The sequence below is a fragment of the Psittacicella hinzii genome (assembly GCF_003585935.1).
Taxonomy (GTDB): domain Bacteria; phylum Pseudomonadota; class Gammaproteobacteria; order Enterobacterales; family Psittacicellaceae; genus Psittacicella; species Psittacicella hinzii.
The window spans coordinates 1-10,053 of sequence record NZ_NRJG01000150.1 but is presented as its reverse complement, the minus strand read 5'-3'; the positions used below and the strand labels follow the sequence as shown (position 1 = coordinate 10,053).

11 protein-coding genes are annotated in these 10,053 nt (G+C 32.4%); 9 read left to right on the top strand and 2 right to left on the bottom strand.

Annotated features, from left to right (window positions below; all coding sequences use genetic code 11):
* Window positions 1-179: 179 nt before the first annotated feature.
* The 3 genes from der to CKF58_RS07100 all read left to right on the top strand — a co-directional run bounded on the left by der (window position 180) and on the right by CKF58_RS07100 (window position 3,932).
* Entirely contained in the window at window positions 180-1,760 is a 1,581-nt protein-coding gene (der, locus tag CKF58_RS07110) for a ribosome biogenesis GTPase Der (protein WP_119532398.1), read from the top strand.
* A gap of 112 nt (window positions 1,761-1,872) precedes the next feature.
* Complete coding sequence (locus CKF58_RS07105; RefSeq protein ID WP_119532396.1) at window positions 1,873-3,021, top strand: dTDP-glucose 4,6-dehydratase; 1,149 nt, start codon at window positions 1,873-1,875, stop codon at window positions 3,019-3,021.
* Window positions 3,022-3,101: 80 nt separating this feature from the next.
* Window positions 3,102-3,932 (top strand): YihY family inner membrane protein, encoded by an 831-nt coding sequence (locus tag CKF58_RS07100; protein WP_222987760.1) that lies wholly within the window; start codon window positions 3,102-3,104, stop codon window positions 3,930-3,932.
* Window positions 3,933-3,962: 30 nt separating this feature from the next.
* Here CKF58_RS07100 and CKF58_RS07095 read toward each other — a convergent pair whose 3' ends face one another.
* A complete protein-coding gene (locus tag CKF58_RS07095) occupies window positions 3,963-4,292 on the bottom strand; it encodes a TusE/DsrC/DsvC family sulfur relay protein (protein WP_342767834.1) in 330 nt (109 codons plus the stop codon).
* Window positions 4,293-4,300: 8 nt separating this feature from the next.
* On the bottom strand, window positions 4,301-4,963 hold the full coding sequence (locus CKF58_RS07090) for a Bax inhibitor-1/YccA family protein (protein ID WP_119532390.1): 663 nt from the start codon (window positions 4,961-4,963) through the stop codon (window positions 4,301-4,303).
* A gap of 283 nt (window positions 4,964-5,246) precedes the next feature.
* Between CKF58_RS07090 and CKF58_RS07085 the strand changes: the two genes are divergently transcribed.
* From CKF58_RS07085 to rsmA, 6 genes are all read left to right on the top strand, one after another.
* Window positions 5,247-5,777, top strand: a complete 531-nt coding sequence (locus CKF58_RS07085; RefSeq protein WP_119532388.1) for a YceD family protein — start codon at window positions 5,247-5,249, stop codon at window positions 5,775-5,777.
* A 358-nt stretch (window positions 5,778-6,135) separates the two neighbouring features.
* Entirely contained in the window at window positions 6,136-6,309 is a 174-nt protein-coding gene (gene rpmF / locus CKF58_RS07080; protein WP_119532386.1) for a 50S ribosomal protein L32, read from the top strand.
* A 257-nt stretch (window positions 6,310-6,566) separates the two neighbouring features.
* A complete protein-coding gene (locus CKF58_RS07075; protein WP_119532384.1) occupies window positions 6,567-7,526 on the top strand; it encodes a beta-ketoacyl-ACP synthase III in 960 nt (319 codons plus the stop codon).
* Between the two features lie 162 nt (window positions 7,527-7,688).
* Window positions 7,689-8,039, top strand: coding sequence for a thioredoxin family protein (locus CKF58_RS07070; RefSeq protein WP_119532382.1), 351 nt, complete (start codon window positions 7,689-7,691; stop codon window positions 8,037-8,039).
* A 42-nt stretch (window positions 8,040-8,081) separates the two neighbouring features.
* Window positions 8,082-9,068 (top strand): peptidylprolyl isomerase, encoded by a 987-nt coding sequence (locus CKF58_RS07065; protein ID WP_119532380.1) that lies wholly within the window; start codon window positions 8,082-8,084, stop codon window positions 9,066-9,068.
* A 138-nt stretch (window positions 9,069-9,206) separates the two neighbouring features.
* Complete coding sequence (rsmA, locus tag CKF58_RS07060; RefSeq protein WP_119532378.1) at window positions 9,207-10,043, top strand: 16S rRNA (adenine(1518)-N(6)/adenine(1519)-N(6))-dimethyltransferase RsmA; 837 nt, start codon at window positions 9,207-9,209, stop codon at window positions 10,041-10,043.
* Window positions 10,044-10,053: the final 10 nt, after the last annotated feature.

The window sequence follows — 10,053 nt, the reverse complement described above, 5'->3', positions numbered from 1 at the left end:
CATGCCTGTCACGCATGGGGTCGCGGGTTCGAGTCCCGTCCAGACCGCCAGTTTTTATAAATATGCTTAATGATATATTCATTAAGCATTTTTTGTTTGCGATTAAACACCATATTCAATGATGGTTATCATCGAAAGTAGCTATTTGCTATAGTTTAATCTCCATTTTTTAAAAGCATATGAGTATAACCAACCAAAAAACTGTAATTGCATTAGTAGGTCGTCCTAACGTTGGTAAATCTACGCTTTTCAATCGCCTAACTAAAACCAGAGACGCTTTAGTAGCAGACTTTCCAGGTCTTACACGTGATAGAAAATACGGTATTGCAAGATATAACGAACAAGAATATATCTTAATCGATACCGGTGGTCTAGAAGGTAACGAAGAAGGTATTGAAACTAAAATGGCTGAGCAATCTCTTTTAGCAATACAAGAATCAGATATTGTATTTATGCTAGTAGATGCTCGTGCTGGTTTAATGCCTGGTGATGAGTCAATTGTAAATCTTTTACGTAAAAGAGAAAAACCTGTAATTTTAGTAGCAAATAAAATTGACGGTTTAAATAAAGATGTAGCCTTAGCCGATTTCTATTCATTAGGTTTTGATAATGTAATTGGCATTTCATCATCAAATAACATTGGTATTTCAGGTCTTTTAGATACTGCATTCTCATTTATTGATCAACAATATGAACAACAAGATGTATTAGATGATCAAGTTGCAGATGAGCAAGAAGAGATCGATCTTATCGAGCAAGAGGATAATCTTATCGATGAAGAATACGAATATCTTGATGATGAAGAATTAGAAGGTAAAATCAAAGATATCAGCGAAGCACAAATTCAAGCTGATAACGAAAGTGCTATTGCTCAAACCTTACAAACAAACATTAAAATCGCTATTGTTGGTCGTCCAAACGTAGGTAAATCAACGCTTACGAACTGTATGATCGGTGAAGATCGTGTAATTGTATACGATATGCCAGGAACAACTCGCGATTCTATTTATATTCCGCTTGAACATCAAGGACAAAGTTACACGGTAATTGATACAGCTGGGGTACGTAAAAAAGGTAAAATTTACGAAGCTGTTGAAAAATTCTCGGTTATCAAGACTTTACAAGCAATTGAAGACGCAAATGTTTGTTTATTAGTTATTGACGCTACACAAGGTTTAACCGATCAAGATTTATCTCTTTTAAGTTTTATCTTAAATGCAGGTCGTTCTATTGTAATTCTTCTCAATAAATGGGATGCTGTTACCGAAGATGAACGTAAGTTTATTCGTGAAGAACTTGATCGTAAGCTTGGATTTATTAACTTTGCTCGTATCCACTTTATCTCAGCCTTAAGACGTCAAGGTATTGGTGATATCTTTAAATATGTACAGGAAGCATTTATTTCTGCAAACCGCAGAGTTAACACCTCAATGTTAACTAAAATTCTGCAGATGGCTGTGCATAATTATCAACCACCACAAGTAAATGGACGCAGAGTTAAATTAAAATATGCCCATGCAGGTGGTCATAACCCTCCGATAATTGTGGTACATGGTAATTTATGTAACGAATTACCAGATTCTTACAAAAAGTATTTAATGAATTACTACCGTAAGACTCTTAATATCATTGGAGCACCGATTAATTTCAAATTTGAAAATAGTCGTAATCCATATGAAGGTAAACGTAATAAATTAACTCGTTCACAAATTAGAAAGAAAAAACGTTTACAAAAATTTATTAAACGTCAATCTGCTTAATCATAAGATTATGCAGTGTTGTAAAATCCCCTGCAACGAAAAAGTTACAGGGGTTTTTACTTATAACCATATTGTTTAAATCCTTTGTTCTGTATTAATTGCGAGAACAAATATGCAACAGAATTTCCTTATTACAGGTGGAGCTGGTTTTATAGGTTCACACCTTGTTAGTCATCTCCTTACTACCTTTTATCAAAATGATGTTAATATAGTGGTAGTTGATACTTTAGATTATGCTGCTAATCTTAGCTACATTCATAAGTATTTTGATGATCCTCGTTTAAGTTTTTATCAACTCAATATTAAAGATACTTCATCTATGGTTGAGATCCTTAAACGTCATAATATTACAACGGTTTTTCATTTAGCAGCTAAAAGCCATGTGGATGATTCTATCTATAATCCAGAGCTATTAGTTAGCAACAATATTAGTGCTACAACAAGTTTAGCAGAAGCTATTCGTATATACTTTTTAGCACTTAGTGACTTTGCTAAAGCTAACTTTAAACTTATAAATATTAGTACTGATGAAGTTTTTGGTGATCAAAATAACGCTATTTGTCCAGTAACAGAAAACTCTGTTTATAATCCAAGTAGTCCATATAGTGCTTCTAAAGCTGCTAGTGATTTAATATTAAATGCATATGCTAAAACATATAACATTAATACTTTAACTTTGTATTTATGTAATAATTACGGCCCAAATCAGTATCCAGAAAAACTGGTTCCTTTATGTATTTTAAGCATGCTCGATAAAGAACCTATTCGTTTATACGGAGATGGAAAACAAATTCGTAATTGGATATATGTAAAAGATTGTGTACAGCTTATTACTAAAATTTATCAACAATGGCCAAGCATTTACGGTAATAAAGTTGTAATTAATGGACAATCTTTAACAAATCTTGAAATCACGAATAAGATTTCTCAAGCTTTAACTGAATTACGTAACGAAGAGCGCTTTAAAATATTTGAAAATCTTAAAGAAGACTTTAACGAGATGATTGAATTTACAGCAGACCGTCCTGGACATGATATTAAGTATTGGTCAAGTGATAATCTTTTACAATCCTCGGGTATAGATTTACCAGTATTAGATTTTGATGCTCATATTAAAGATACTATTGTTTGGTATATCCAAAACTTTGATACCTTAATAGAAAAAGTACGTACGTTTGATCATCGTAAATTTAATCAATCCTCTGATAATCTGCTTTCTTTACGTAAAGGTAGTCGTAAGCGTAAAAATCTCACGCTCTAACTATTATGAAATTTCAAAAAATCTTTCGCAGACTAAGACAGATACCTGTTATTAACTCGATTGTTAAGTTCTTTTTTCATTTGTACTTAATTGTAGTTACTATATTAGGTAATGGTATTTCCTTAGTAGCAGGTTCATTGACTTATAACACCCTTTTAGCACTTGTACCTACGATTCTAGTGTTCTTTAGTGTATTAAGTTTCTTGCCTCACTTTGCAGATATTCGTGATACCTTGCAAAGTACAATCTTTAATCTTATTAATCCAAATGAAGACGATAAACTTGAAATTTTACAAGTTTTTAACAATGTAATTGCTAAAACTTCAAACTTAGGTTTACCGTCTGTATTATCGTTATTTGTTATTGCGTTTTTACTCGTAAATACTATTGACCGAACAATAAATCGCAATATTTGGCAAATTAAAGCACAAAGAAAGCTTTTACAAAGCTTTACCTCTTATTGGACGGTAATTAGTTTTGGTCCAATGTTATTAGGTGCTATTCTTTTTGTGAAGTCTTACTTAATGGGCGTATATGCTTTAAATAAAGATTTATTAAGTACGTCAATCGTACTTGTTTTAAGCTATGCCCAAGTATTTATGCTGTGGTTTATTCTCTTTTTTACGTATACAGTTTTCCCTCAGACTAACGTAAAATGGTTAAACGGAGCAGTTTCTTCATTAATCTCCACTATTGCTTTAGTTTTAGCAAAGAACATTTTTGTATATTACATAAAGAACATTGCTAGTTACTATATTATCTACGGGGCTATTGCTACTTTACCAATAACGGTATTTTGGTTATATATAGTTTGGTATATCATTTTATCTGGAGCTACATTGACTAAAGTACTTAATCAAAATAATTTCTTTACTTTATATCGTAGCTACCACCGTAGTTTACAGGAATAAAAAAAGAGAGCCGTCAAGGCTCTCCTTTTTTTATAAACATTTTGCAGGTTTTGGTAACCCAGCAAGTTTTGCTACTGTTTTAGCAGGACTTTCGTTAAACATTTTTTGTAAATAACGTGAGTTCCCAATCTCATCACCAAAACTTTTTTGTAAATTTTTTACTAAAGATCTAATAGCTGGAGTAGTATTAAAGCGTAAGAAGTAATCCCTTACAAAGTTAATTACTAACCAATGTTGTTCAGTTAAAGTAATATTTTCGTTTCTAGCTATTTGTTCGGCTATCTCTTCATTCCATAGTGTATGGTCTAATAAGTAGCCTTCACTATCTTTAGCTAAGTCTTGATATAAAATGTTCATTATTTAAATTATTAATCTCTGCTTGCGAAGATTCTTAATAGAGAAGTAAATAGGTTGTAAACATCAATTAATAAACCAAACGCTAATTGTGTAACTGACATAATGCCAGAGTTTACAGCGATTGATAATCTGTAAAGGATTAAACCACAAGATACTAAAGCTACTAAGTAAGCTAATCCTAAAGATACGATGTTAGAGTGAATGAAAAATGCGTTTAATAAACCAACTACTACAGCAGCTAATAGAGCAACTGTTAAGATACCACCGATACGAGTGAAATCCTTTTTAGTAATTACAGCATATGCTGCTAATGAGATGAAAATTGCAGCTGTAGCCACTAAAGCATTAACTACAACGCCTACACCACCCATACCAATGTAGAAAGCTACACTTGGTACAATAGCAACACCTAATAAACCACCAGTAATAACTACAGCTGAATAGCCAACCGGACCATCATTTAAATTTGGAATAATAAATGAACCTGCAAAAACTGCAATGAATGCAATTAGTGAAAAGGTTGGATTAACAAAATTAGTTAATAATGCTAGGTAACCTGTAGCAATCGCTGCTATAACTGAAACACCTAATAATGTAAAAGCTTTACGTAATACCACACTACGTACATCATAGTATGTATAACTACCAGCTCTTGTAATATCATTTAAAGCCATGTAAAATTATTCCTTTAATAGTTAAATGAAAATTAAATTGTAACAAATTAAGATATTGTAGTCCTACAAGAATCTTAATTTGGTGATTAGAATAGCTTATCTATTCTAAAAATCGGATAAAAAGTTACTTTATCTAATAAAATTATACCGTTTAAGTTTCTTTTTATCAACTTTTATCGACACTTAAAGCTAGCAAAGAATAGTTATAAAATTAAAAGTTCAACGCTTAAAGTGCTTGTACTATATAATTTAGTAACTCTCTTATTTCTCAATCAAGTATATTATGAGATTACCTACTAGATTAAATATCCGCAATGAGGCTACACGCCGCTCTGATTTTAAAGGCACCATTGCTAAAGAATTATTTACCCGTTTTCCACAAGATACTGTAAAAAGTATCAACTCTGATGCACAAGTTGAACTACATTGTGCATTTGATCATTATAAAAATCCAGTATGTCAAGGTACAGCGATTATTAATGTAACATCAACTTGTATGCGCTGTTGTGAAGACTATTCATACGATGTAGTAGCTCACTTTACTCTTGCACCTGCTTCGAGCGAAGAACAAGCTGATAATTTACCTATGGATTATAGTCCGCTTTTAATCGATGAGTTTGGGGAAGTAAATCTTACCGAAGGGATCGAAGAAGAGCTTATTATGAATATAGCTCTGACGCCAAAACACGAAGATGATAATTGTTTTGATAGTGAACAACCAATGACCTTTGGTGATCAGATTGAAGAAGAAACTACAAGTTCGAATAATCCTTTCGAAGCGTTAAAAGCATTAAAGGGTAAGTTAGGTAAATAGTTTGCCTATCTTTGTACATTTAGCTTGAGCAAGCTGTAAAAGTTTACTCTTGATTATAAGTTAGGTTCTGATAAATATTTCTAATCAATATTTCCCTTTAGAAAATAAGAAAGACTTATTTAATTGTGGTTTTTTCTTACTAGAAGATTTATCTAAGTGAAAACTAGCGATAATTATTTTGCTTTTACTACTTAATTATGCTATAATAGTTTAGTCATATTAATACTCAGTGTTGACTAGGAATTCTTTACAAAATAAATAGATAAATTCTATGCTAAGTAGCTTTAATTCCTACGAGCTTTGTGTTAGAAATATCTTGGTATTAAGATTAAAAATTTAAACGTCGGGAGACACTTAAATGGCAGTTCAACAGAACCGTAAAACTCGTTCTCGTCGTGGTATGCGTCGTTCACACGACTTTTTAACTGCACCAGCTATCTCTAGAGATGCAACAACTGGTGAAATGCACTTACGTCACCACGTAACTGCAGACGGTTACTACCGCGGTAAAAAAGTTTTAGAAGTTAAATAATAACTTTTCACGGTATTCCTATAAATGGAATACCCCCGAATTTTTAGCAATTAATATTAGATAATATTAATAACTAGCTTTTATGCTAGATAATTCAGAACTCTATAGTCATTAACATAGGAAAAAGTCCTTTACTATACTCATTTAGTTAGATATGTAGCTTTATCACTCTTATGTTTACTGAAGGGTTCCTAATATACATTTTTTAAAAGGGACTTTGTAATAAAGTCCCTTTTTTCTATATCTATTCATAAATTATGTACTCAAGAATTGTTTCAACCGGCAGTTTTATTCCTTCTAAATTTTTAACTAATGAAGATTTAGAAAAAATGGTTGATACAAGTGATGCATGGATTTATCCTCGCACTGGTATCAAAAGTCGTCCTATTATGGATGAAGGAACAACTGTTCCTGATATGGCTTTTTATGCTGCTCAAAAAGCAATTGAAAACCTAAAACAAAAAGACTCTAATTTTGATGTACAAGATATAGGTCTAATTATTTGTGCCACAACTACTTCAAACTACTTATTCCCATCATGTGCTTGTCAAGTACAAGGCAAATTAGGAATTGACGATTGTATTTCATTTGATGTGGCAGCTGCTTGTAGTGGTTTTGTCTATGCTCTTAGTGTAGCTGATAAGTTTATTAAAACTGGTACTGTTAAAAAAGCGCTAGTTATTGGAGCTGACGCTCTATCAAAAACAGTTGATCCTACCGATCGTTCAACGATTATTCTTTTTGGTGATGCTGCAGGCTGTTTCATTATCGAAGCAAGTGAGCAACCTGGAATTATTAGCACTCATTTACACGCTAATAATAATCACGGTGATGCATTAACCTTAAGAAACAAACAGTTTTTTGAAAACAATTACCTCGAAATGGAAGGTAATAAAGTATTCCGCGTAGCTGTTGCAGAGCTTTCTAATATTGTGACCGAAACTTTAGAAGCTAATAACATGCAAGAATCAGATGTTGATTGGTTAGTTCCTCACCAAGCAAATATTCGTATTATTGAAGCTACCGCTAAAAAATTAAATTTACCAATGGAGCGCGTAATTTTAACCATTGAGAAACATGGTAATACTTCGGCAGCTTCTATTCCTACTGCGTTTGATTTTGCAGTACAAAACAATAAATTTAAACCTGGGGAAATTATTTTACTCGAAGCATTCGGTGGTGGAATGACCTGGGGTTCTGCGCTAGTTAAGTATTAAGCTAATCTATCATTGCTCTTAATCATTTGAAAAAGCAATTCTAACCAATATATTAACTAGGTATAAAAGTTCTCATATATCTTTATCAAGATTCAAAAACTTACATTCTTAAACAAAATGATTATTCGTTACTAATCGTTTTGTCTTTCATAGGTAATTAATATGAGTAATTTCGTTCACGAGTTAAAAGACGCTGAATTTAATGAAAAGGTAACAAATAAAGATGCAAATCTTGGTTTAGTATTAGTTGATTTCTGGGCTCACTGGTGTGGTCCATGTTTACAACTAGCTCCTTTTGTTGAAGAAGTAGCAGAAAAACTTCAAGGAAAAGTTACAGTATATAAATACGAAGTTTTCCCAGAAGAAAATCAAGAAGCTCGTGTTCTTCACGGTGTTAGAAACATTCCTACGATCTTATTATTCAAAGATGGTGTACTAGTTGACCGTCGCGTAGGTTGTTTAGAATCAAACAATGTTGAAGAATTATTAACATTCGTGGAAAAACACTTATAATAATTGCAAAGTTTATCTCAAGAATAAAGGTTGTCAATTCCCATGAAAAAATTTGCTAAGTCTTTTCTTGCAATTGGTTTAGGAATTTGTTTAGCTTCGACAAGTTTTGCTAATCTAAATATTAATAGTTCTACCAATAGTGTAGTTGCAACATATACAGGTGGTAACGTAGTACTACTATCTGACATTAGACCTTATTTAAAAGGTGGGGCTAACGGCGAATATTCTAATGAAGCTATTAAAAGCGCTGTAAAAAGCTATGTTGTAAACCAACTAAAAAACGAATGGTCAAAGAAAGCTAAATCAGCGGTAAGCGTAAGCGAAAGTGAAATTGAAAATATTTTATATAGCGAAGCTGCACGTAATGGTTTAACTTATGCTGACTTTGTAAGAGCATTAGCTTACCAAGGATATTCAATTAATCAAGTTAAAGCACAAATTCGTAACAACCTTTATCAAGAAAAAATGAATCAGTACCTGTCGCAAAACGTACAAACTCAAATCGACAGAGATGCTATTCAGTTTGAAGGTTATAAAAACTACCAAATTGCACTAGCTAAAGGTAAACTTGCAAAAGTAGACGCCTATGACGTTAGCTATATTCTGGTAAAAACAACACCTTTATTTGATAATGCTCAAGCGAAGAAAAAAGCTCTTGATATTGCAAAACAAATCAATAGTAAAGGTTTAAGCTTTAGTCAAGCTGCAAAAGAATATTCAGACGATATTATTTCAGCTGCCAATGGTGGTAAAATTGGTACAACTGATTCAATTAGCAACGACGAAGAACGTTTTGCAATCGAACAAGCAGTTGCTCGTATGAAAACTGGTCAAGTATCACAACCAATCCAATTACCTCACCAAGGCTGGGCAATCATTAAATACGATGGTAAAGTTAAAGTTGATGCAACTTTAAATGACTATATTAATGCTGCTTATCAAAATACTATTGCCTCTAAATATTCGCAAGGTGCGACTTTAGAACAATTTTTACTAAACTCTGTTATTATCAATTATAACTTTGATTAAATAACTTAAAAGGAGCTGTTTTTACAGCTCCTTTTTCATCTATAGTAAATTGTATAGCTTTTACATAAAAATGCGTACAAAGCAAAAATAAACGCTATTATGGACAAGCAATATAGATATTAATTCCCGAATAATTTTATGCAACATAATAAGCAGCATTTAGGGCATTTTGCTAAAAAGAGATTTGGTCAAAACTTCTTAATTGATCAAAATATCATTTATGCAATTGTCGATGCTATTAATCCTAAAAACGAAGATAATCTAATCGAAATCGGACCTGGGTTAGCAGCCTTAACCGAACCTGTTTGTGAACGTGTAGATCATTTAACAGTTGTTGAAGTTGATAAAGATCTTATTGAACGTTTACAACATCATCCATTTTTAGCACCTAAGTTAACAATTATTGCTCAAGACGTATTAAATGTTAACTTTCATGAGCTAGCAACTCCAGAGCGTAAAGCTAAAGTATTTGGTAACTTACCATATAATATTAGTACTCCGCTCATTTTACAGCTATTAAACCATACTGATGTAGTAGCTGAAATGACTTTTATGCTGCAACTAGAAGTAGTAGAGCGTTTATTAGCTACTAAAGGTTCAAAACATTACGGACGCTTAGGTATTATTACACAATACTATTGTGACGTATTACCGGTTATTGAAGTGCCACCAGAAAGTTTTAAACCAGCACCTAAAGTAAATAGTGCAGTGGTAAAACTTGTGCCGAAAAAAGAAATTAAGCATCCTGTAGTATCTATTGACACATTCCAAACAATCACGGCTTTAGCGTTTAGCCAACGTCGTAAAACAATTAAGAATTCACTCTCTAAATTAGTTTACGAACAAGATTGGCAAAACTTAAGTGCTTTTGGTATTAATAGTAATATGCGTGCCGAAGAATTAAGTTTAGAGCAATATGTAAATTTAGAAAATTACATAAGTAATAACGGCTTATTTAATCGTTTACAAAACTAAAAAAGGAAGA